This is a genomic window from Sphingobacterium hungaricum, from assembly GCF_015210005.1.
In the GTDB taxonomy this organism is placed as follows: domain Bacteria; phylum Bacteroidota; class Bacteroidia; order Sphingobacteriales; family Sphingobacteriaceae; genus Sphingobacterium; species Sphingobacterium hungaricum.
This window is the reverse complement of the sequence record NZ_MU158697.1, coordinates 640,210-662,212: the sequence shown is the minus strand read 5'-3', so window position 1 is coordinate 662,212 and position 22,003 is coordinate 640,210. Positions and strand designations below refer to the sequence as shown.

At 39.0% G+C, this 22,003-nt stretch carries 21 protein-coding genes; 20 read left to right on the top strand and 1 reads right to left on the bottom strand.

The window, feature by feature from the left end; translation table 11 throughout:
* The first annotated feature begins 12 nt into the window (after window positions 1-12).
* The 20 genes from C4F49_RS02845 (at window position 13) to C4F49_RS02750 (ending at window position 21,364) form a co-directional block, all read left to right on the top strand.
* Complete coding sequence (locus tag C4F49_RS02845; protein WP_196934348.1) at window positions 13-885, top strand: energy transducer TonB; 873 nt, start codon at window positions 13-15, stop codon at window positions 883-885.
* Between the two features lie 296 nt (window positions 886-1,181).
* Window positions 1,182-2,108 (top strand): PstS family phosphate ABC transporter substrate-binding protein, encoded by a 927-nt coding sequence (locus C4F49_RS02840; RefSeq protein WP_196934347.1) that lies wholly within the window; start codon window positions 1,182-1,184, stop codon window positions 2,106-2,108.
* 28 nt (window positions 2,109-2,136) lie between these two features.
* Entirely contained in the window at window positions 2,137-3,873 is a 1,737-nt protein-coding gene (locus C4F49_RS02835; RefSeq protein WP_196934346.1) for a tetratricopeptide repeat protein, read from the top strand.
* 111 nt (window positions 3,874-3,984) lie between these two features.
* The gene (locus C4F49_RS02830) at window positions 3,985-4,356 is read left to right on the top strand and encodes an NADH-quinone oxidoreductase subunit A (protein WP_196934345.1); all 372 of its coding nucleotides are present in this window, start codon (window positions 3,985-3,987) and stop codon (window positions 4,354-4,356) included.
* 95 nt (window positions 4,357-4,451) lie between these two features.
* Window positions 4,452-5,006 carry an NADH-quinone oxidoreductase subunit B gene (locus C4F49_RS02825; protein ID WP_196934344.1) on the top strand — a complete coding sequence of 185 codons (555 nt, stop codon included), beginning with the start codon at window positions 4,452-4,454 and terminating at the stop codon, window positions 5,004-5,006.
* Window positions 4,999-5,502, top strand: coding sequence for an NADH-quinone oxidoreductase subunit C (locus C4F49_RS02820; RefSeq protein ID WP_196934343.1), 504 nt, complete (start codon window positions 4,999-5,001; stop codon window positions 5,500-5,502). Before C4F49_RS02825 ends, C4F49_RS02820 begins: the two co-directional genes overlap by 8 nt.
* 12 nt (window positions 5,503-5,514) lie before the next feature.
* Window positions 5,515-6,750, top strand: a complete 1,236-nt coding sequence (locus tag C4F49_RS02815) for an NADH-quinone oxidoreductase subunit D (protein WP_196934342.1) — start codon at window positions 5,515-5,517, stop codon at window positions 6,748-6,750.
* Complete coding sequence (locus C4F49_RS02810) at window positions 6,743-7,258, top strand: NADH-quinone oxidoreductase subunit NuoE family protein (protein ID WP_196934341.1); 516 nt, start codon at window positions 6,743-6,745, stop codon at window positions 7,256-7,258. Before C4F49_RS02815 ends, C4F49_RS02810 begins: the two co-directional genes overlap by 8 nt.
* A 1-nt stretch (window position 7,259) precedes the next feature.
* Window positions 7,260-8,615 (top strand): NADH-quinone oxidoreductase subunit NuoF, encoded by a 1,356-nt coding sequence (gene nuoF / locus C4F49_RS02805; RefSeq protein WP_196934340.1) that lies wholly within the window; start codon window positions 7,260-7,262, stop codon window positions 8,613-8,615.
* A gap of 24 nt (window positions 8,616-8,639) precedes the next feature.
* Window positions 8,640-9,656 (top strand): NADH-quinone oxidoreductase subunit G, encoded by a 1,017-nt coding sequence (locus C4F49_RS02800; RefSeq protein WP_196934339.1) that lies wholly within the window; start codon window positions 8,640-8,642, stop codon window positions 9,654-9,656.
* Between the two features lie 12 nt (window positions 9,657-9,668).
* Window positions 9,669-10,706 carry an NADH-quinone oxidoreductase subunit NuoH gene (nuoH, locus tag C4F49_RS02795; protein WP_196934338.1) on the top strand — a complete coding sequence of 346 codons (1,038 nt, stop codon included), beginning with the start codon at window positions 9,669-9,671 and terminating at the stop codon, window positions 10,704-10,706.
* 6 nt (window positions 10,707-10,712) lie between these two features.
* Entirely contained in the window at window positions 10,713-11,225 is a 513-nt protein-coding gene (locus C4F49_RS02790) for a NuoI/complex I 23 kDa subunit family protein (protein ID WP_196934337.1), read from the top strand.
* A gap of 10 nt (window positions 11,226-11,235) precedes the next feature.
* Window positions 11,236-11,733, top strand: coding sequence for an NADH-quinone oxidoreductase subunit J family protein (locus C4F49_RS02785; RefSeq protein WP_196934336.1), 498 nt, complete (start codon window positions 11,236-11,238; stop codon window positions 11,731-11,733).
* Complete coding sequence (gene nuoK, locus C4F49_RS02780) at window positions 11,733-12,062, top strand: NADH-quinone oxidoreductase subunit NuoK (RefSeq protein WP_196934335.1); 330 nt, start codon at window positions 11,733-11,735, stop codon at window positions 12,060-12,062. Before C4F49_RS02785 ends, nuoK begins: the two co-directional genes overlap by 1 nt.
* A gap of 28 nt (window positions 12,063-12,090) precedes the next feature.
* Window positions 12,091-14,010: an NADH-quinone oxidoreductase subunit L gene (gene nuoL / locus C4F49_RS02775; RefSeq protein ID WP_196934334.1), complete on the top strand. Its 1,920-nt coding sequence runs from the start codon at window positions 12,091-12,093 to the stop codon at window positions 14,008-14,010.
* Window positions 14,011-14,035: 25 nt separating this feature from the next.
* A complete protein-coding gene (locus tag C4F49_RS02770; protein WP_196934333.1) occupies window positions 14,036-15,478 on the top strand; it encodes a complex I subunit 4 family protein in 1,443 nt (480 codons plus the stop codon).
* Between the two features lie 22 nt (window positions 15,479-15,500).
* On the top strand, window positions 15,501-16,883 hold the full coding sequence (locus tag C4F49_RS02765; RefSeq protein WP_196934332.1) for an NADH-quinone oxidoreductase subunit N: 1,383 nt from the start codon (window positions 15,501-15,503) through the stop codon (window positions 16,881-16,883).
* Between the two features lie 105 nt (window positions 16,884-16,988).
* The gene (locus C4F49_RS02760) at window positions 16,989-19,517 is read left to right on the top strand and encodes a DUF5686 family protein (protein WP_196934331.1); all 2,529 of its coding nucleotides are present in this window, start codon (window positions 16,989-16,991) and stop codon (window positions 19,515-19,517) included.
* Window positions 19,518-19,519: 2 nt separating this feature from the next.
* Window positions 19,520-20,293: an enoyl-CoA hydratase/isomerase family protein gene (locus tag C4F49_RS02755; RefSeq protein WP_196934330.1), complete on the top strand. Its 774-nt coding sequence runs from the start codon at window positions 19,520-19,522 to the stop codon at window positions 20,291-20,293.
* Window positions 20,294-20,305: 12 nt separating this feature from the next.
* Window positions 20,306-21,364 carry an AI-2E family transporter gene (locus C4F49_RS02750; protein ID WP_196934329.1) on the top strand — a complete coding sequence of 353 codons (1,059 nt, stop codon included), beginning with the start codon at window positions 20,306-20,308 and terminating at the stop codon, window positions 21,362-21,364.
* On the opposite strand, the gene C4F49_RS02745 is transcribed toward C4F49_RS02750, so the two are convergent.
* Entirely contained in the window at window positions 21,365-22,000 is a 636-nt protein-coding gene (locus tag C4F49_RS02745; protein ID WP_196934328.1) for a 4'-phosphopantetheinyl transferase family protein, read from the bottom strand. It lies immediately after the preceding gene.
* Window positions 22,001-22,003 lie beyond the last annotated feature (3 nt).

The following is a 22,003-nucleotide window of genomic DNA, read 5'->3' as shown; positions in this document are numbered from 1 at the left end:
AAATATTTAAATATGTTTGGTTCTAAATTAAATATTTTCAAGGACGAATGGCTAGATGTCGTTTTTGCAGACAGAAATAAAGCATACGGTGCGTATCAGTTACGCAAGCTAGCGCCGAGAGCAACAAACATTGGTTTGTTGGTTATTATCGGTGTGGTTGCTTTATTCAGTATCCCAAAAGCGTTCAATCTGAAATTGTTCCCTGATAAGCAAGTAGAAGCGCCTCCTGTAATTACAGAAGTTACGCTTGAGGATTTAGTGATACCCGAGCCTGAGGAAGAAGAAGAGCCTTTACCAGATGAAGCACCTCCTCAACGAATTGCCCAAGAACCGCCTGCGGAAGACTTGGTGCGTTTCCCAGAGCCTAAGGTAGTTCCTCAAAATCAAGTAAAAGAAGAGGTAGTTTCTCAAGAAGAAATTAAAAAGGACAATAAAACTCCTGCTCGTATTACTTTAAAAGGTACAAAAGGAGCTTCTGGAGTTCCAACCGGAGAGTTTGGCCCGAAGAAAGTTGAAGGTCAAATCACAGGTTCTGCAACAGGAGACCCTAATGGTGATCCAAATACGATTTTTGAGTCAGTGGAAATTGCTCCTCAGCCTCCTGGTGGTATCAATGCTTTCCGTGAATGGATTGGAGCTAACTACTCGTATCCTCAAGGCGCAATTGATGCTGGAGTTAAAGGAACAGTTGAAGTAACCTTTGTTGTCGAGAAAGATGGAAGTTTAACGGATGTTAAAGTCCTTAGAGATTTATCTTACGGAACAGGTCAAGCTGCGGTGAATGTTATTAAAAAGGCAAAAAAATGGAAACCGGGTATCCAAAACGGACGACCTGTGCGTGTTCAGTTTAAAATGCCGATCCGTCTGGATTTAACAAATATGTAATCATTGTTTATGATTAATAAACAACAGACAAATAATTATAGACAGAAATCGCCATCAAAGCGATTTCTGTCCATTTTGGGCCTTTGCATGTTCGCCTTCTATTTTATTTTAGGCTTGCTTATTATATTCTGGAAAGGCTTTCCATTACAAATTGACCCAACTTACCGTACTCTTTTTGGAGTATTGCTGATTGTCTATTCCTTCATGCGCTTTGCTAGATTATGGCAAAATAACTTTAGGAATTAATTTTTTTAGTTCTATGTTAATCTTTTTAACGCAATTGTGCTCTAAATAATATGATGAGATTAGTAAATATCTTTTTCCTTTTTGCTTTTGTTTTCGTTGTGGCATGCCAATCGAGCAAAACAGAAGGAAAAGCTGAAGCTTCGGATAAAGACGATATCTTGACAGGAACACTAAATGTTGCTGTCGATGAATCTGTACTTCCATTGATTCAAGAACAAGTCGATGTTTTTCATCAATCTTATCCAAATAGCAAAGTTAATTTGATTCCAGCGCCAGAAATTCTGGCTATAAATACCTTGTTGACGGACAAAGCTCCAATCGGAATTTTGACGAGAGAACTGTCGGCGAAAGAAAACGAATATTTCGCTCAACGTTCAATATCACCAAGAATATTTAAAATTGGATATGATGGCATAATTTTAGTTGGGAATAAGTCCAGCGCAGATACGAGTATCCGGGTTTCGGATATTGTTGAACTGTTGAATGGAAGTACAAAGGGCAGTGCAAATCTGATTTTTGACAATTTGAATTCAAGCGCGTTGCGTTATTTGAAAGAATTAGGAAATTTGGAGACGGTATCTTCAAAAAGTGTTCAGACACAAAAAGATGTAGATGCAATTCTGAATGCTGTAGTTTCAAATCCTGCTTCGATAGGAGTTATGAGCTTAAATCAATACATTGATGCAAGCGAATCTTTTGGAGAAAAGGATAAAATTCGTATCTTAAGCGTCCAAAACAATGGGGAAGGCGCAAAAGACGGCTTGTTTCACAAGCCATCGCAATCTAGTCTTGCAACCGAAACATATCCATTGTCAAGACCTATATACGTGTTGAACTATCAACCAAATACAGGATTAGGGATTGGATTTTCGGCTTTTTTGACTGGCGATAGAGGGCAACGAATCGTACTGAAATCAGGCTTATTGCCTGCTTCAATGCCAGGAAGAGAAATAATAATTAAGGATAATATAAATTAGTATAAAACAAAAGAATAAAAGATAGATTATGACAAGTAACAAATTATTTTTGAGTCTTCTTTTAGCGGGTGCTGTCGGTTCAGCTAGCGCTCAAAACTTAAAAGAGGCTAAAGCAGCAATGCAGGCTGAACAGTATGATAAGGCTAAAGGAATGCTGCAACAACTCGTTGTGAAGAAAGCGAAAGATGGGCAGAACTATTTTTATTTAGGGCAGATTCATTTGATCAATGATAAAATTGATTCGGCGGCGATCGTTTTCAATGAAGGTGTAACAAATGCGCCTAATGAAAAATTGAATGTTGTCGGTTTAGGTATCGTTGATTTATACAAAGGAAATGAAGCGGCTGCGCAAACGAAATTTACGACAGCGACTTCTAACTTAGGTAAAAAGGATTATTTGCCTTTGTTCTACGTTGGACGTGCATACATTGATGCACCAAAACCAGATTTCACAAAAGCAATTGAATATTTAACTCAAGCGAAAGCTAAAAATGCGAAAGATGCTGAAGTATCTGTAGCATTGGGTGATGCTTATTCAGGTTTACGTGAAAGTAATCAAGCATATTTAAGCTATAGCGATGCATTGGACATTGATGGAACTTTAATAGATCCAAAAATTGGTCAAGCAATTATCAGCCGTAGAGCACAAGCATACGATATCGTGCTAGAGCAATTGGCTACGTTAGGAACCGAAAATCCAAACTATGCACCGATTTATCGTGAGCTAGCAGAGACATATTATTTGTCTTCATTAAAAGCTCCAGAAGAGGATTATAGAGAAATCAACCAAAAAGCAGTAGAAAACTATAAAAAGTATTTGAGCTTGACTGGTGATAACTCTGTAGAAGCGAAAACGCGTTATGCCGATTTCTTGGTATACTCTGGTAACTATGATGAGTTAAAAACAGTTTCTCAAGAATTGGCTAATGCTCCTGGTGTTGATGCTAAAGTTTTCCGTTATTTAGGATACATTGCATACAACCAAGATAAAGATTATGCTAAATCTGCTGAATACTTAAAACAATTATTCGAAAAAGTACAGCCTGAGCGTTTAATCCCTCGCGATTATTTGTATGCTGGATTAGCGAATATCGGAATCGGTAACAATGAAGAAGGAACTCGTTTGTTAAAAGAAGCGATTGCTAAGCAAGCAGAAGAAGATGATTTATTAGCAGAGATTTCTGAGACTGCATTTGCGAAATACACAGATGGAGACGTCCCAGCAGCCATTGGTTTATTTGCGATTCCAGCTTCAATGCCTGAATCAGATTACTACTATGATGCAAACTACTACATCGGATTAGGCGAGTACGGTATTGGAAGTAAGATTCTTGCAGTGAAAGAAGGCGAACCAGAAGTAGAAGATGGTGGTCTTGCTAAATTAGCAGAAGCTAAACCACATTTAGAAAAAGCAGTTGCAGCTCTTGGAGCAGTTACAAAAGCAACTAAGCAAGAAGATGTAGATAAATACTATATTCCTGCTTTGTATTATAAAGGTTTAGCGGAATTAGGATTAGACAACGTAATGTACAATCCAGAGGAAGCAAAAGGTTTATTTGTAGATAGCTTTACAAAATTAATTGAAGCTGTTAAAGCTAAACCAGATGTAACTAACGCGAACGAATATTTAATTGATGCAAATAACTATTTGGCATTCTACGCATATTACCAAGGTGATAATGCTAAAGCAAAAGCTTTGTTTGGAGAAACTTTGAAAGTGAATCCAGAAGATGAGTTTGCTTTACAATTTTACGATCAATTATAAGATTTTATTAATTATCAGTTAAGGGGCTTAAATTTAAGCCCCTTTTTGTTTGCCCTAAAATTTATTTTTGTTATTTTGCACCTAGTAAACTTAATTTAAACTTTTCATACTATGCCATTAGAAAGTGCTCCAGTAGATTATGTTCCTATTCTAATTCAATTAGCTGTTGCTGCAGGCTTTGGAATTTCGACGATAATTATCACCCATTTGATTGGGCCCAAAGTTCGTACGGAAAATAAACTATCTTCCTTTGAATCAGGGGTAGAGGTAATTGGTAATGCGCGTCAGCCTTTCTCGATCAAGTATTTTCTAGTCGCTATCCTGTTCGTGATTTTTGACATTGAGGTCATTTTTATGTACCCTTGGGCAGTGAATTTCCGTGAATTCGGCATGCAAGGATTGATCGAAATGTTCATCTTTATGGGCTTGCTATTGTTGGGTTTTATCTACATTTTAAAGAAAAAAGCACTAGACTGGCACTAACGTTAGAATGATTCTAAATATACCTTAGTGTTTCATGGACAGTATTATAATTATTATCTTGCTGTCGTTAAACAAAACATAATTATAAACAACGCATGAGTAAAATTACATTGGCAGAAGCTCCTGCAGGAGTTGAAGGTGCTGGATTTTTTGCAACGAGTTTAGACAAAGCAATTGGCTTAGCGCGTGCAAATTCTCTATGGCCGTTGCCGTTTGCAACCTCATGTTGTGGGATTGAATTTATGGCAACCATGGGTTCGACCTACGATTTGGCTCGCTTTGGTGCTGAACGTCCAAGTTTTTCTCCTCGTCAAGCAGACATGCTTCTTGTAATGGGAACCATCGCTAAAAAAATGGCTCCTGTTTTGAAACAAGTATACCTTCAAATGGCCGAACCCCGTTGGGTAATCGCTGTTGGAGCTTGTGCTTCTAGCGGAGGAATTTTTGACACCTATTCAGTTCTTCAGGGAATTGACGAAATCATTCCCGTAGACGTTTATGTGCCGGGATGTCCACCGAGACCCGAAGCAATCTTAGATGGTGTTCTTCGTTTGCAAGACATCGTAAAAACAGAATCATTAAACAGACGTAATTCACCAGAATACAAAGAATTACTTGAGAAATATGGAATAGCGACAGATAATGGATAAATTGAATAACCAGATTTTACTTAACCATCTTGTTGAAAAGTTTGGCGATCAAATTCAAAATATAGGTGAACCTCATGGTTTACTGACAATTGAAACCAGCAAAGATTCCATCATTGAAGTTCTTCAATATTTAAAACAGGATGCCTATCTGAAGATGAATTTTCTGACAGATATTACGGCAGTTCATTATCCAAATCAACCGAAAGCTTTTGCCGTTGTTTATCATGTACATGCCATGGTCTACAATGTTCGTTTGCGAATCAAGGTATTTATCGATGGTGAAAATCCGAGCATTCCGACAGCAACAACTGTTTATAACGGAGCGAATTGGATGGAGCGCGAGACCTATGATTTCTTTGGAATTCAATTTGAAGGACATCCGGATTTGCGCAGAATATTGAATATGGATGAATTGGACGTATTTCCAATGCGCCGAGAATATCCATTAGAAGATCCAAATCGGATTGATAAGAAAGATTTTTATTTTGGAAGATAATACCTAGACGAAATGAGCGAAACTATAACCAAAATATCTTCGAATAAGCCAATTTACGTGGATGATGATCCGCAAGATGAATTAATCACGTTAAATATTGGCCCAACGCATCCTGCTACACACGGAGTTTTTCAGAATGTCGTGCAGATGGATGGCGAACGTATTGTTTCTGGAGTTTCAACCATTGGCTATATTCATCGTGCTTTCGAAAAGATTGCGGAGCATCGCCCATTTTATCAGATTACACCTTTAACTGACCGCCTTAACTACTGTTCGTCCCCAATCAATAACATGGGATGGCACATGACGGTCGAGAAATTATTAAATATCGAAATTCCTAAGCGTGTGCAATACATGCGAGTTATCGTTATGGAGTTAGCAAGAATTGCTGACCACATCATCTGTAACGGAATTTTAGGAGTGGATACAGGCGCATTTTCTGGATTTTTATATGTCATGCAAGAGCGCGAGTTTATCTATGAAATCTACGAAGAGATCTGTGGTGCTCGCCTAACCACAAACATTGGCCGTATCGGAGGTTTCGAAAGAGATTTCAATGAGGTGGCTTTTGCTAAAATAGAAGAGTTTTTAAAACGTTTTCCTCCGGTTTTGAAAGAATTTGAGGAAATGTTCACGCGCAATCGGATTTTTATAGAGCGTACGTCAGGCGTTGCGGCAGTCACTCCAGAAGAGGCGTTAAGCTATAGCTGGTCTGGCCCAATCTTACGTGCAACAGGAATCGATTACGATGTGCGCATTGTTGATCCATATTGTTCGTATGAGGAATTTGATTTTGAAATTCCGGTAGGAACGAATGGCGACGTATACGATCGTTTTATGGTTCGAAATGAAGAAATGTGGCAATCCTTGCGCATTATTGAGCAAGCATTGGAAAAGATTTCAAAAGAACCAAAAGGTGTCTTTCATGCGGATGTACCTGAATTTTATTTACCTCCAAAAGAACAAGTGTACACCAATATGGAAGCGTTAATCTTCCATTTTAAAATTGTGATGGGTGAATGGGATACGCCACAATCGGAGGTATACCATGCGGTCGAAGGAGCGAATGGAGAGTTAGGTTTTTACTTGATTCATGATGGCGGAAGAACGCCATATCGTTTGCATTTCCGCCGACCTTCCTTTATCAATTATCAGATGTTTGCACCGATGAGCAGTGGAATGCTACTGTCGGATGCCATTCTAAATATGAGTAGTTTAAATGTCATTGCAGGAGAATTAGATGCTTAGTGTAAAAGAAAATAGTCCAGTCGAATTTTCGCCAGAATTGTTGACCAAATTTGGAGAAATTGTCAAGCGCTATCCTGAGGGAAAGCAAAAATCCGCATTATTGCCTCTTTTACATGAAGTACAAGCTGTTTTTGGATGGCTTAGTCCGGATGCAATGGACAAAGTTGCTTATTTTCTAAACATAAAACCGATAGAAGTATACGAAGTTGCGACTTTCTATACGATGTATTTTTTAGAGAAAAAAGGCAAATATAATTTAGAAGTATGCCGTACCGGACCTTGCTGTTTGGTTGGAGCCGAAAAAATTATGCATCACATTGAACAAACTTTGGGTGTTCGCGAAGGCGAAGTTACGCCAGACGGTTTGTTTTCGTGGCGTGGTGTAGAATGTTTGGCAGCTTGTGGCTATGGACCTGTTCTGCAGATTGGGCCAGAATATACTTTCTACGAGAATTTAACCGAACAAAGTGTCGATTCATTGATCGAAACGTTAAAGAATAAAGCATAACATGGGCCGTACCTTATTATTAACACATATAAACGTACCAGGCATTCAAGGTTTTGAAGTCTATCGCCAAACTGGAGGTTATCGTTCGGTGGAAAAAGCGCTGAAAACGATGAGCCCGGATGATGTGGTGGAAGAAGTGAAAAAATCTGGATTGCGAGGCCGCGGTGGTGCAGGTTTTCCTACCGGAATGAAATGGAGTTTTTTGGCGAAGCCAGAAGGTGTTGCTCGTTATTTGGTATGCAATGCGGATGAATCTGAACCAGGCACATTCAAAGACCGTTATTTGATGACACACATTCCGCATGCATTGATTGAAGGAATGATTGTTTCGAGTTTTGCTTTGGGGGCAAAAACTTCGTACATCTATGTTCGGGGTGAAATGATGCCTCAAATCCGGATTCTCGAAAAAGCAATTGCGGAAGCAAAAAATGCTGGATTTTTAGGAGATAATATTTTAGGTACAGGATACAGTTTAGAGATTTATGTACAACCGGGCGGCGGAGCTTACATCTGCGGTGAAGAAACTGCATTGTTAGAGTCGCTTGAAGGTAAAAGAGGAAATCCTCGCATCAAGCCACCTTTTCCTGCTGTTGCGGGTTTATATGGCTGTCCAACTGTTGTGAATAATGTCGAATCCATTGCAGCGACTGTCCCGATTATCAATGATGGCGGTGAAGAGTATGCTAAAATTGGAATTGAACGCAGTACAGGAACAAAATTAATTTCTGCAGGAGGAAATGTAAAACGTCCTGGAGTCTATGAAATTGAATTGGGCGTTCCGGTTGAAGAATTTATTTATTCAGATGAATATTGCGGCGGCATTGCCAACGGCAAAAAACTGAAGGCGGTTGTTGCAGGAGGGTCTTCTGTTCCGATTTTGCCAGCAAATCTAATCTTAAAAACGGCTTCTGGCGCTCCTCGATTAATGACTTATGAGTCATTGGCAGACGGTGGTTTCCAAACAGGAACCATGATGGGCTCGGGCGGATTTATTGCTTTTGATGAAGACCAATGTGTTGTCAGAAATACATGGAATTTCACTCGTTTTTACCGTCACGAAAGCTGTGGACAATGTTCGCCTTGTCGTGAAGGAACGGGCTGGATGGAAAAAATATTATACAAAATCGAACATGGTTTAGGTACGCAATCCGATATCGATTTGTTATGGGATGTGCAAAAGAATATAGAAGGAAATACTATTTGTCCATTAGGCGATGCAGCAGCATGGCCGGTAGCGGCGGCCATTCGTCATTTCAGAGATGAATTTGAATGGCACATTCAAAATCCTTCAGAATCACAAACTAGAAACTTTGGATTAGCGCATTATGCGGATCCTTTGGTTCAAACGGTAGATTAAAAAATTGCTATAACAGAAGTACACATGGCAGAAGAAGAAGTAAAATTTAGAGTAAGTATTGATGGAATTCCGGTGGATGTTGCACCTGGAACAACCATTTTGAATGCAGCGCGCCAAATCGGCGGAGACATTGTGCCTCCCGCAATGTGCTATTACTCCAAATTGGAAGGAAGTGGTGGGAAATGCCGTACATGTTTAGTTAAAGTATCAAAGGGCTCTGAAAAAGACCCACGTCCGATGCCTAAGTTGGTGGCTTCTTGCCGTACGACGGTTATGGACGGAATGGAAGTTGAAAATATTACGTCTCCAGATGTTGTCAGCGCGCGTAAAGCAGTTGTTGAAATGTTATTGATCAATCACCCATTGGATTGCCCAATTTGTGACCAAGCGGGAGAATGTAAATTGCAGGATTTGGGCTATGAGCATGGCGAGGAGCAAGCGAGGTATGAATTTGCTCGCCGTACGTTCGAGCCTATCGATATTGGCGATAAAATCCAATTGCATATGAATCGCTGTATTCTGTGCTATCGCTGTGTCTATGTCGCAAATCAATTGACGAATCAACGCGAACATGGTATTCTATACCGTGGCGACCATTCCGAAATTTCGACGTATATCGAAAATGCTTTGGAAACAGATTTTATAGGAAATGTGATTGATGTATGCCCCGTTGGTGCATTGACTGATAAAACATTCCGTTTTAAAAATAGAGTTTGGTTTACGAAACCTGTTGATGCGCATAGAGATTGTCCGACTTGTTCTGGCAAAGTAACTTTATGGTACAAGGGCGCAGATGTGTTACGTGTGACAGGACGCAAAGATGAGTTTGGGGAAGTAGATGAGTTTATTTGTGATACTTGCCGTTTCGACCGCAAACAAACAAGTGACTGGAAATTAGAAGAGCCAACTCCGGTTGAGAAATATTCTGTAATTGGCTCAAACCATTACCCAGAATTCAATCCACCAGCAGTTATTAAAGAAGATAAAAAACTGCAGACAGCCAATAAAGAGCAGTTTGCAAGAACAGAGAAATTAAAATAAGCGAACGCATACATGGAAGTAGCTTTTATTCTAGAGAAATTAATCTTAGTCGTTATCATTTTTGTGATTACGCTAGTGATTGCGATGTATTCGACTTTGGCCGAACGTAAAATTGCAGGATTTATGCAAGACCGTTACGGACCAGACCGCGCGGGAATTTTTGGCTTGTTACAGCCCTTATGCGATGGTGGAAAGTTCTTTTTCAAAGAAGAAATCATTCCGGCAGGAGCGCACAAAACCTTATTTGTCATTGGTCCTGTCATTGCGATTATCACAGCATGTATCAGCTCTGCAGTTATTCCATGGGGACAAAACCTGACAATTGGCGACCAAGTCATCACCTTACAAGTGGCTGACGTAAACATCGGAGTGCTTTACATTTTTGGTGTGATTGCATTGGGAGTTTACGGAATTATGTTGGGCGGATGGGCATCGAACAATAAGTTCTCTTTGATGGGAGCGATTCGTGCGGCATCGCAAAGTATCAGCTATGAAATCCCGATGGGATTGTCATTGATTGCCTTGCTAATGGTTACAGGAAATCTGTCTATTGGCGATATCGTTGCTAATCAATCAGGATTTAACTGGAATATCTGGGTACAGCCCTTAGGATTTTTAATTTTTATTGTCTGCGCTTTCGCGGAATGTAACCGTGTACCTTTTGACCTTCCGGAATGTGAAACCGAATTGGTTGGTGGATACCATACGGAATATTCATCCATGAAATTGGGATTATATATGTTTTCAGAATACATCAATATGTTTGTTTCATCAGCTTTGATGGCAGCATTGTATTTCGGAGGATATAACTTTCCGTTCATGTATGATTTAGGTTTGTCAGAAAACTGGATTACGATTATTGGAACTTTAGTATTTTTCCTTAAAATATTTGGATTTATCTTTTTCTTCATGTGGATTCGTTGGACATTGCCTCGTTTCCGTTATGACCAATTGATGAATTTAGGATGGAAAATGTTAATTCCATTGGCGATAGCCAATATTGTATTAACCGGAATCATTACGATAGTTGTGGATACTTATTTTAAGTAAGCGAAGATGGAATCATTATCAAATAGAAAAAAAGTAATCGAACAAAGACCAATGAATTTTTGGGAGCGCATTTATTTGCCTGCCATTGCTCGTGGACTTTCGATTACAATCAAACACTTTTTTAAGAAAATTCCGACTGTTAAATATCCGGAACAGATTCGTCCGTATTCTAAAAATTTTAGAGGACAACATTCGCTAAAGCGCGACGAATTGGGCAGAGAACGCTGTACAGCATGCGGTTTATGCGCATTGTCTTGTCCTGCCGAAGCGATTACGATGACATCCGCTGAGCGTAAAAAAGGGGAAGAAGAATTATACAGAGAAGAAAAATATGCTTCTGTATATGAAATCAATATGTTGCGCTGTATTTTCTGCGGGCTATGTGAAGAAGCATGTCCGAAAGAAGCCATTTATTTGGACGGCCCGCACGTAACAGCCGATTACTTGAGAAAAGATTTTATCTACGGGAAAGATAAATTGGTAGAACCGAAGTTTGATATTACAAAATTAGCTCAATAACCTAACACAGATGTCGATATTTTACTTTGTAGCATTTTTGTCCATTTTCTTTGCATTGATGACCATCTTTACAAAGAATCCGGTACATAGTGTTTTGTACTTAGTCATTACCTTCTTTACGTTTACCGTTCACTATATTTTGTTGAATGCTCAATTTTTAGCAGTCGTCAATTTTATCGTGTACATGGGCGCAATCATGGTGTTATTTTTATTCGTGTTGATGCTATTGAACCTCAATAAAGACACCGAACCGATGAAGTCCACCATTGTAAAGATTATGGGAACTGTTGCGGGAATGTGTCTTTTGGTGACTTTTCTTGGCGCGTTTCGCGTGATTGAAGTGAACAATGAAGCTATTACACCACATGCAAATATTGGTTTGGTGAAAAATTTGGGACAGGTGCTATTTAAGGATTTCTTGCTTCCATTCGAGTTGAGCTCTATTTTATTGCTTACGGCAATGGTTGGGGCAGTTTTGTTGGCAAAAAAAGATACAAATAAAGCATAATGGGAACGATAGTCGAACAAATACAAGGAATTCCATTAAATCATTATTTGATTTTTTGCAGTGTTATTTTCGCGATTGGCGTAATAGGCGTGCTGATTCGCAGAAATGTCATTATTATCATGATGTCAATTGAACTGATGCTGAATTCAGTTAATCTTCTGTTGGCTGCATTTTCAGCATATCATGGTGATGCGAGCGGACAGGTTTTTGTATTCTTTATTATGGCATTGGCCGCGGCAGAAGTTGCTGTTGGATTAGCCATTGTCATCATGGTATATCGAAATACTAAATCAATCGATATTGATTCATTAAATAAATTAAGATGGTAGGACAATTAATTTTAAGCATAAACTAGAGATGATAGAATTAATTTGGTTGATTCCGTTAATTCCCCTTTTGGGATTTGTAGTGAATGGTTTGGGAAGAAACTATTTGCCAAAAAAACTGATTGCTATTATTGGCTGTGGGGCTGTTTTAACGTCTTTTATAATCAGTATTGCTTTGTTCAGTGAAGTGTATCAGGATAGGTTAGCCGGAGGAGACGGACAAATATTTAAGAACTACTTTGATTGGTTTACAGTTGGAAATCTAAATGTTTCATTTTCTTTCTTGATTGACCCGTTGAGCTCCATTATGCTGTTAATCGTTACAGGAATTGGATTTTTGATTCATTTATATTCTGTTTCGTACATGTCGCATGACGATGGTTTCGGTAAGTTTTTCGCTTACTTGAACCTGTTTATCTTCTTCATGCTTTTACTGGTATTGGGCTCCAATTACCTAATCATGTTTATCGGCTGGGAGGGGGTTGGATTATGTTCGTACCTATTAATCGGTTTTTGGTACAAAAATGGTTCCTTTGCCTCAGCGGCAAAGAAAGCTTTCGTCATGAATCGAATAGGAGATTTGGGCTTTTTGTTAGCTGTCTTTTTTATCTTGGACACATTTGGTTCGTTAGAATTCTCTACCGTCTTTTCCCAAGCTACGGGCATGACTTCAGGAGATTCTACGCTTTTATTGATTACCATTTTATTATTCATCGGAGCTAGCGGTAAGTCTGCACAGATTCCATTGTTTACTTGGTTGCCTGATGCGATGGCGGGACCAACACCGGTTTCTGCATTAATCCACGCAGCGACGATGGTAACTGCCGGTATTTACATGATTGCGCGCTCGAATATTTTATTTACACTATCACCGATTACTATGCAGCTCATTGCTGTGATTGGTATTGCGACAGCACTAGTTGCGGCATTTATTGCGATTACGCAAAATGATATCAAAAAAGTATTAGCGTATTCAACAGTATCTCAATTAGGCTACATGTTTTTGGGATTGGGAGTTGGCGCGTTTACTGGCGCATTTTTCCATGTCATCACACACGCATTTTTTAAAGCCTTATTATTTTTAGGTGCAGGTTCTGTCATTCATGCGATGAGCAATGAGCAAGACATGCGCAACATGGGGGGGTTGAAAAAAGCATTACCAATAACCTACGTGACGATGCTCATCGGAACCATCGCGATTGCCGGAATTCCACCATTATCTGGATTTTTCTCCAAAGATGAAATATTAGCGCATGCCTTTTTTGCGAATCCCGTTCTATGGGGATTAGGCTTGCTGGCTGCATTCTTTACCGCTTTTTACATGTTCAGGTTATTATACCTAACGTTCTTCGGTAAATTTAGAGGAACGGAAGCACAACAATCGCATTTGCACGAATCTCCATGGCAGATGACTGTTCCGTTGATTATTTTAGCGATATTGGCAATCGGCGGAGGATTGTTGAATGTTCCTGAAGCTTTGCATGGCAACCATTGGTTGGCTAGTTTTTTACAGCCAGTTTTCGCGGATAGCCAAGCGATTGCAACACCGTTCCATCTTTCTCATGAAACGGAATATATTTTAATGGCAGTTTCTGCTTTAGCTGCGATTGCAATGGCAATTTTCGCTTACCGCAAATATGTCAGCAACAATGAAATTCCCAAAGCAGATGGCGAAGAAACTGGGGCTTTGTACAATTTATCATACAAGAAGTTATACATCGACGAGTTATACGATAAAGTAATTGTTCAGCCATTAAATGCGGCATCTAGATTTTTATACAAAGTGGTCGATAAATCATTAATCGACGGACTGGTGAATGGAATTGGGTCATTTTTCGTCTTTTCAGGCAAAGGAATTAGGCAGTTGCAAAGCGGTTATGTCACTTTCTACATCTTTATGATGGTGTTGGGTGTCATCGCCATTATGCTTTATGGACTTTTATATAGTTAGATAAAATTATTACGAATAGAATCAAATGGATAACCTATTTATATTATTATTAATACCAGTATTAAGCGCATGCATTCTTGCATTTGTGAAAAATTCGCAAACTGCAAAATGGATTGCTTTGGTACTTTCTCTAATCCAGGTTGTCGCCACAGTACCTTTTCTATGTAATTTTGTTCCAGATGCAAGCATGCAATTTGAGTCCACTTTTACATGGATTGCAAGTCTAAATATTCATTTTCATTTGGGATTGGATGGTATCAGTTTACCATTAATTCTTTTGACCAATGGATTAGTTCCTTTAATTGTCTTGACCACATTTGGCAAAACATTTAAAGGGAATTTCTATGCTTTAGTTTCCTTTATGCAGGCAGGGCTGGTATTGGTTTTTACTGCGTTGGATGCCTTCACATTCTACGTAGGATGGGAAATTGCATTGATTCCGATTTATTTTATCTGCGCGCTTTGGGGCGAAGGTGACCGTATCTGTGTCAACTTAAAATTCTTTATTTATACTTTTTTCGGAAGTTTATTGATGCTGATTGGGATTATCTACCTGTATCATCAAACTCCGAACGGTGATTTTGAATGGGCTTCATTCAAAGCTTTGCAATTGCCGGGAGGTATTCAGCGTTATATTTTCTGGGGTTTCTTTATTGCTTTCGCAATTAAAATTCCGATTTTCCCTTTTCATACTTGGCAACCCGATACCTACACAAATGCTCCAGCGGCAGGAACAATGCTGTTAGCCGGAATTATGTTGAAAATGGGTATCTATGGCTTGTTCAGATGGTTATTGCCTATCGCGCCAATCGGAACGCAAATTTACGGGGCAGTTGCTTTAGTTCTTTGTGTGATTGGAATTGTATATGCGTCGATTATTGCCTTTCAGCAAAATGATGCAAAACGTTTGATTGCATATTCATCGATTGCTCACGTTGGATTGATTTCAGCGGGTGTTTTTTCTATTCACATTGAAGGAATGCAAGGAGCAATGATTCAAATGGTCAATCACGGTATCAGCGTAATCGGATTGTTTTTTATTATTGACATTATCCAGCAACGCACAAATTCGCGAAACTTAAGCGAGTTGGGCGGTTTGGCGTATCGCATGCCTATTTTGGCTGTGTTTTTCCTGCTAATCGTTATGGGAGCCATTGGCTTGCCATTAACGAATGGATTTATAGGTGAATTTTTACTATTGAAAGGAATTTTTAGCACCAATGTTTGGTATGCTGTCTTTGGTGGCTTAACCTTAATATTTGGTGCAGTTTATATGTTGCGATTGTATCAAAACACGATGTTGGGAACTTTGCATGCAGAACACATTCAAGTAAAAGATGTACAGGGCTATGAAGTATTGGTTCTAGGAATTGTTTCTGTTTTTATTTTGTATTTGGGAATTTTTCCAAATGCTTTATTAAAATTATCAGAAGCGTCAGTCATTCAACTTATTCAACAAATAAAATAACTAAGTTTTTATACGATAGATTATGGGTGCCATTATTACACTTTCATTATTAGCAATACTTGTATTATACTTAGGATTATACAATGCCAAAGGTGCTTTGTTGCCTGTTACGATTGCCGGACTTTTACTTGCCTTAGGGTTTGAAATCAGTCTGTGGAATACAGATGCGACACCTTTATACAACGGCATGGTTTTGTTTGACCATCTTGCCCTTTCGTTTTCATCGCTTTGCATCATCGTAACGATTTTAATCGTACTGCTTTCTAAAGAATATTTTAAAGCCATTAGCGATAATGTAGCAGAATATTATTCATTGATTTTATTTTCGGTGACAGGCGCTTTATTGGTCTGTTCTTACCATAATTTTGCGATGCTGTTTATCGGCATTGAGATTATGTCCGTGGCTTTATATATTTTGGTAGGTATACGCAAACGGGATTTAGTATCGAATGAAGCTTCGCTGAAATACTTTATCATGGGCGCATTTTCGACCGGATTTTTATTGTTCGGAATTACGTTGATGTATGGAGCGACCGTAACTTTTGACTTGGAAGGTTTGAAACAATATGTGATTGCTAATCCTCAGGGAATTTCGCCATTGTTTTATGCTGGGATTTTATTGATTTTAGTCGGTTTATGTTTTAAGATTGGCGCCGCACCGTTTCATTTCTGGACACCAGATGTGTACGAAGGAGCTCCGATTTTGATTACGAGCTACATGAGTACGGTCGTAAAAGTAGCTTCGTTTGCAGGATTTTTAAGGTTGTTCAGTACGGTGTTAGTTCCTTTGAATGATTTTTGGACACCAGTTTTATTGACCATCTGTATCATCACCCTATTTGTTGGAAATATTTCAGCGCTAATGCAATCAAGCTTCAAGCGCATGTTAGCTTATTCGAGTATTGCTCATGCTGGATACATGCTTTTTGCCATTGTATCGCTTGGTGCAGATTCTGCTAGCGGGATTTTTACGTATGCAACGGCTTATTCTTTAGCTTCTGTTACGGCATTTGGGATATTGATTATTGTCAAAAGAAAAGTAGGTTCGGAACAATTCGAATCGTTTAATGGATTAGCTAAAACCAATCCTTTGCTGGCTTTATTGCTAACAATTGCAATGTTATCGTTAGCCGGAATTCCTCTAACCGCAGGGTTTATCGGAAAGTTTATGATGTTTAATGCAGTGATGCAAGATTACCACATAATCTTGCTGGTGCTTGCGGCAATTAACGCGGTTGTAGGTGTTTTCTACTATTTGCGTGTTGTTGTCAACATGTATTTCCGTACGCAAGAAGAGAATAGCAAAGTGCTTATTCCTTTAAATTATCAATTGGTATTTTTCATTGCGGCAGCACTTACGCTTTTAATTGGAGTGTATCCTGATTTTCTTATACAACTAAACTAATAATCAGGGCTAATCGTAGCAATGCGATAAAATTTTACGTTTTCTATTTTTGGATTTTGATGTTTGGGAACAAATTGTATCTTTATATGCGACCCAAAAAATTTTATGAGGAGGGAACGGTTGGTATTAAAATACATAGTATTCACAATATTTATTTTTTACGTCAGTGCAGGGGTTGCTTGTGGGCAAGAACTCTTGAAGGGTAAAATTATTAATGAATCGACAGGCGAGGGAATTGCTGGGGCGACTATAACACTTTCTCCGACTGTAGGCACTTCTTCTGATTCCTTAGGAAATTTCTCAATCCCCACCACTCTACCTTTTCCTATTCAGCTTAAGGTAAATGCTTTAGGTTTCCGCGAATCGTTTAGCATCCTCAGAAATTCCCAGCACATCAATGTCTATTTGGAAGAGACCGACAACCTGATTGAAACGATTGAAATTTCTAGAAAAAGAAAATACAGCAACCGAAATAATCCCGCTGTCGAACTTATTGACCAAGTAATTAAACACAAAGCTCAAAATCGATTATCCGGAATTGATAAAATACAATTCGACCAATACAACAAAATAAAATTCGGCTTCGTCAATCCTCGTCCCATCTTCAAAAACAATATGGGTCAAATCAAGTTTTTCTTCCAAAATATCGATTCAACATCCTTTCCTGGAAAAGAATTGCTGACCGTTTATCAAGAGGAAAACTTAGCGAAAGCATACAGCCAAAAGAATCCAGCGAATCAAAAAAAGATTGTCTATAGGCAGGAAAAGACCGAATTTGACAAACGTTATGTCAATAACCCAAATATAGAATCGTACATCAATTATCTATTTCAAGAAGTGGATGTTTATGACGAAAGTATATTCATCATCAATAAACTATTATTAAGCCCAATCGCTGATAACGCGAAGATTTATTACAAGTACTACATCATTGATACGCTTGTTCAAGACAATAAATCCTATATCAAATTGGCTTTCGAGCCTCGCAATCCCGAAGACTTATTATTCCGAGGCACAATCAACATTTCGATGGATGAACATTTTGCAGTCAAGGAAGCACGGTTAAAAATGGACCAGCAGGCGAATTTGAATTGGGTCAATCAATTGGATATTAATCTGAACTATCAGCCTCATGAAAATGGGCGATTGGTACTGGTTAAAAGCCAGGCAAAAATAATCTTTGGAGTTGGTAAATCAGACGCTGTTTTTGGAGAACGCATTGCTGTGAACAGCAAATATGATTTACAATCCGAAATTCCAAACACGGTGTTTCAAGGAGCGCCTTTGGAATATAAGTTGGAGCCTGACAACCAACGGTACACGGACTTTAAAAGACCGATTGCTTTGTCTTCAACGGAGTTGAAGACCTATCAGAATGTAGATTCCCTGAATAATACCAAGGCCTTTAAACGTCTTTTATCTGTAGGATATTTAATCGGTCAGGGATACCATAACCTCGGAGCATTTGAGTTGGGGCCTTTGGAGTATGCCTATAGTTTTAACGAACTGGAAGGCAATAGAATAAGGCTTGGGGGGCGGACGACTGATGCTTTATCGGACAAAGTTTATTTTGAAGGCTATGCCGCATACGGCACAAAAGACGAAACGTTAAAATACTTTTTGCGCTCAGCCGTTTCGTTAAACGGAAGTTCGGTATCCACGTTTCCGGCACATTATCTGGAAGGCTTGATTCAAAGCGACGTTTTCGAGCCGGGAAAAGGGATTGGTTTCAAAAAAGGAGATAGTTTTTTTGAAAGTTTTAGAAGCAATAAGCCTTTTAAGTTTCTGGAAACGGAAGCTTTCCGCTTGCGCCATGTGATTGAGTTTGGAAATCACGTCAGTTTTACTACAGGATTTACCCATCAGCGGCGCGCAGCAGCGGGTGATTTACAGCTTCTATCTTCTGCAGCTCCACATTCGCCTATTGACCCCATTGTCACAAGCGATGCACATGTGACTTTTAGATGGGCTCCGAATGAAAAATTTTACTACCGAAATCTGACCCGAAGCACGATTGTCGAGAAGTATCCCGTATTCACCGTTCAATATAATAAAGGAATTCCGAATTTTTTGGATGCGAACTATGGATTTGATGCACTTCGTGCAATGGTTTCCAAACGCCTGTTCATGAATCAGCTGGGTTTCGCCGACATTACCCTTTCTGGTGGTAAAATCTGGGGAACGCTCCCTTATCCTTTGCTGGAAATGCCAAACGTAAAAGATGAATTTGATAGGCACGAGGTTGATTTTGATTTGATGCGAAGCATGGAATTTGCGGCAGACCAGTTCGCTAAGTTTTCATTTATTCATCAAGCGCAAGGATATTTCTTTAATAAAATCCCTTTGTTCAAGCGATTGAAATTGAGAGAAATCTGGGGGACGCAATTATTTTATGGACAATTATCTGACCGAAATAATCCTTATCTTAGTGATGAAGTCGTTGAATTTGACAAAGATGAGAATGGAACTCCATACACTCAAATAATTGGAAAAAAACCATATTGGGAAGCTTCGGCGGGAATTGATAACATTTTAAACGTTTTGCGTGTTGAATATGTAAGGCGATTAAATTACACGGATTTGCCAAATGTAAATAAAGACAGGATTAGAGTATCCCTTAATCTAAATTTTTAAGTATGGATGTTTTTAGAAATATTTTAATTGAAACTGAAGGCCGGATTGCCACAATTACCATCAATCGGGAATCCAAGTTAAACGCATTGACTGCGGAAACCTTACAAGAAATTCGTTTAGCAGTTTTATCTATTCAGCAAGATAAGGAAGTTTGGGGCATGATTTTAACTGGTGCTGGCGAAAAGGCATTTGTCGCAGGTGCAGACATTAGTGAGTTTTTAGGTCTGTCGATGGAAGAGGGAATGCAACTTTCTAAGGACGGGCACGAAGTCATGGATACGTTGTACCATTCTCCAAAACCGATTGTTGCAGTCATCAACGGATTTGCGCTAGGTGGAGGTTTGGAACTTGCATTGGCTTGCCATCTTCGCGTCGCTAGCAAAGAGGCTAAAATGGGACTTCCAGAAGTTTCGCTCGGAATTATTCCAGGATACGGAGGAACACAGCGTCTGACAGAGCTTGTGGGAAGAGGAAAAGCATTGGAAATGATTTTGACCGGCGATATGATTTCATCAACTGATGCGTTGCAATGGGGGCTGGTGAATTATGTGGAAGAAGCTTCTGAAGCAAAAGGAAAAGCAATTAGCTTATTGAATCAAATGTTTAAGCGTTCCAAAGTTGCTATCGCTAATGCAATCGAAGTCGTAAATGCAGGATTGGATAAAAATCAGAATGGATATCAGCTTGAAATCGATTCTTTTGGTAAGAATTTTGCGAGTAGTGATTTTAAGGAAGGCGTTGCTGCTTTCCTAGAAAAACGAAAACCTAATTTTTAGAAGTAAAATAATATGACGCTAAATAACAACCCGGTATTTTCTCAAAAGGAGCGGAATAGGATTATTCTTATCATTGTTGTTGTTCTTGGTTTGTTTCTTGCCTATGCGGTCAAGGGAATTGTTGGTGCCATTTTGGGTACATTGGTCATGTACACGTTATTTCGTAACCTGAACATTTACTTAATTGAAAAACTGCATTGGAATAAGGCGCTATCATCAGTAACCATAATTATTATCTCGGTGTTCATCATTGTTCTGCCGTTTATTGGTATCGGTACCATGCTGGTCAATAAGGCTGTCGAACTGCAGGATAACCCGAAATGGATATCCGATATTGTTACTGCTATCAATAATTTTGCGGGAGATAAATTAGGTAAGCCCGATATTCTTCAGGAACAGCTGCAAGCCAGCTCAACCTACTTTGGGAAACTGCTCACGTCACTTCTCGGTGGCGCAGCCAATCTATTTCTAGAGATTACAGTGATGTATTTTATCCTTTACTTTCTATTCGTGAATTACAAAGGATTTGAAAATAGCTTGGTCAATTACATGCCTTTTGATGATAAGGACGCGAAAGTTTTTGGGGAAGAACTAAAAAACATTACTTATTCGAACATTATTGGACAAACATTTATCGCCATTGTTCAAGGTGCTTGTCTATCACTTGGGTTTTGGATTTTTGGTGCATCAGACCCTTTGTTTTGGGGCGTAATCTGCGCGATTTTATCGTTTATTCCGCTTTTAGGGCCACCATTGATATTCGTTCCTGCTTCTATAATTTTGATGACTCAAGGCGCTACTTGGTCCGGAGTTGGTTTATTGATTTATGGCTTCGGATTGGTTATCAATATCGATAATGTTTTGCGACTGCTTATCGCGAAGAAAATCGGCGATATTCACCCAATCATCACCGTAGTTGGCGTAATCATCGGTATTCCGTTATTTGGGATTATGGGCTTAGTATATGGTCCTTTGTTGCTTGCTTATTTTTTAATTGCTGTTCGCATTTATAAAAGCAACAAACGATTGGAGCTAAAAAAGGATGAGCTAGAACGGCAGATTAATCCTTAATCATTCGACAACATAGCCCAGCATGTATTCGCCAAACTCTTCGTAATGCACTTCAAATGTACGAAGAGAAGATGTTTGCAAATCAAGTTGCAACACGCCTTGTTTCTGATACGTAAATGGGCGGATAGTCATATCTTGCAAAAAAGAAACGCCTCTATTTCCCTGCAATTTATACACGGCTTCTTTTGCACACCAGCATGCATATAGCTGTTTCACGTAATTGTCCTCTTGCATAAAAACCAATTCTTCTGGCTTTAGAAACTTTTCTTTTATTTTTAGGACTTTCTCTTTTACAATTTCAATATCGATTCCACATTCACCTTTGGTGCTCATCAACAATCCAGCATATTCATACGAATGTGTCAAAGAGATTTTATAATCGAAATCCGGCAGATAGGGTTTGCCATTTTCGTCGGAAGGACAATTGATAAATTTATCCGTTTTCAGAAGCTGACGTAACAAAACACGGGTGGCGAGCCAATGCAGAATGCGTTTGCCTCGATTCATAGAATCTAATTTTGCTTGCTCTACTTCATTCAGCTGTAATTCTGACAACAATTCATCGGCTGTTTCTTCAATTTTCCAAATTGCAAATTTCGTTTCGGAGTCTAATTCCCGCAGATACACTAAGCTCATGCT

Bases quoted from the DNA above. Each gene is read 5' to 3' on its own strand.
- C4F49_RS02800 (WP_196934339.1), top strand. From the start codon at position 8,640: ATGGCAGAAGAAGAAGTAAAATTTAGAGTAAGTATTGATGGAATTCCG.
- C4F49_RS02750 (WP_196934329.1), top strand. From the start codon at position 20,306: ATGACGCTAAATAACAACCCGGTATTTTCTCAAAAGGAGCGGAATAGG.
- C4F49_RS02765 (WP_196934332.1), top strand. From the start codon at position 15,501: ATGGGTGCCATTATTACACTTTCATTATTAGCAATACTTGTATTATAC.
- C4F49_RS02785 (WP_196934336.1), top strand. From the start codon at position 11,236: ATGTCGATATTTTACTTTGTAGCATTTTTGTCCATTTTCTTTGCATTG.
- C4F49_RS02815 (WP_196934342.1), top strand. From the start codon at position 5,515: ATGAGCGAAACTATAACCAAAATATCTTCGAATAAGCCAATTTACGTG.
- nuoL (WP_196934334.1), top strand. From the start codon at position 12,091: ATGATAGAATTAATTTGGTTGATTCCGTTAATTCCCCTTTTGGGATTT.
- C4F49_RS02840 (WP_196934347.1), top strand. From the start codon at position 1,182: ATGATGAGATTAGTAAATATCTTTTTCCTTTTTGCTTTTGTTTTCGTT.
- C4F49_RS02760 (WP_196934331.1), top strand. From the start codon at position 16,989: ATGAGGAGGGAACGGTTGGTATTAAAATACATAGTATTCACAATATTT.
- C4F49_RS02790 (WP_196934337.1), top strand. From the start codon at position 10,713: ATGGAATCATTATCAAATAGAAAAAAAGTAATCGAACAAAGACCAATG.
- C4F49_RS02820 (WP_196934343.1), top strand. From the start codon at position 4,999: ATGGATAAATTGAATAACCAGATTTTACTTAACCATCTTGTTGAAAAG.
- nuoF (WP_196934340.1), top strand. From the start codon at position 7,260: ATGGGCCGTACCTTATTATTAACACATATAAACGTACCAGGCATTCAA.
- C4F49_RS02755 (WP_196934330.1), top strand. From the start codon at position 19,520: ATGGATGTTTTTAGAAATATTTTAATTGAAACTGAAGGCCGGATTGCC.
- nuoK (WP_196934335.1), top strand. From the start codon at position 11,733: ATGGGAACGATAGTCGAACAAATACAAGGAATTCCATTAAATCATTAT.
- C4F49_RS02845 (WP_196934348.1), top strand. From the start codon at position 13: ATGTTTGGTTCTAAATTAAATATTTTCAAGGACGAATGGCTAGATGTC.
- nuoH (WP_196934338.1), top strand. From the start codon at position 9,669: ATGGAAGTAGCTTTTATTCTAGAGAAATTAATCTTAGTCGTTATCATT.
- C4F49_RS02770 (WP_196934333.1), top strand. From the start codon at position 14,036: ATGGATAACCTATTTATATTATTATTAATACCAGTATTAAGCGCATGC.
- C4F49_RS02810 (WP_196934341.1), top strand. From the start codon at position 6,743: ATGCTTAGTGTAAAAGAAAATAGTCCAGTCGAATTTTCGCCAGAATTG.
- C4F49_RS02825 (WP_196934344.1), top strand. From the start codon at position 4,452: ATGAGTAAAATTACATTGGCAGAAGCTCCTGCAGGAGTTGAAGGTGCT.
- C4F49_RS02835 (WP_196934346.1), top strand. From the start codon at position 2,137: ATGACAAGTAACAAATTATTTTTGAGTCTTCTTTTAGCGGGTGCTGTC.
- C4F49_RS02745 (WP_196934328.1), bottom strand. From the start codon at position 22,000: ATGAGCTTAGTGTATCTGCGGGAATTAGACTCCGAAACGAAATTTGCA.
- C4F49_RS02830 (WP_196934345.1), top strand. From the start codon at position 3,985: ATGCCATTAGAAAGTGCTCCAGTAGATTATGTTCCTATTCTAATTCAA.